At 51.7% G+C, this 478-nt stretch carries 1 rRNA gene; it reads right to left on the bottom strand.

The features are described 5' to 3' along the window. Nucleotides 1-478: ribosomal RNA gene (locus BHE89_RS20360) — 23S ribosomal RNA — on the bottom strand; the annotation flags it as partial.

Below are 478 nucleotides of genomic sequence, written 5' to 3'. Positions count from 1 at the left end.
TTACATCTTCCGCGCGGCCGACTCGACCAGTGAGCTATTACGCTTTCTTTAAATGATGGCTGCTTCTAAGCCAACATCCTGGCTGTCTGAGCCTTCCCACTTCGTTTCCCACTTAACCATGACTTTGGGACCTTAGCTGGCGGTCTGGGTTGTTTCCCTCTTCACGACGGACGTTAGCACCCGCCGTGTGTCTCCCGTGATAACATTCTTCGGTATTCGCAGTTTGCATCGAGTTGGTAAGTCGGGATGACCCCCTAGTCGAAACAGTGCTCTACCCCCGAAGATGAGTTCACGAGGCGCTACCTAAATAGCTTTCGGGGAGAACCAGTATCTCCCGGTTTGATTGGCCTTTCACCCCCATCCACAAGTCATCCGCTAATTTTTCAACATTAGTCGGTTCGGTCCTCCAGTTAGTGTTACCCAACCTTCAACCTGCCCATGGATAGATCACCGGGTTTCGGGTCTATACCCTGCAACT

The sequence above is a fragment of the Shigella sp. FC1967 genome (assembly GCF_001743005.1).
Lineage (GTDB): Bacteria > Pseudomonadota > Gammaproteobacteria > Enterobacterales > Enterobacteriaceae > Proteus.
This window is presented reverse-complemented; position numbering and strand designations above follow the sequence as displayed.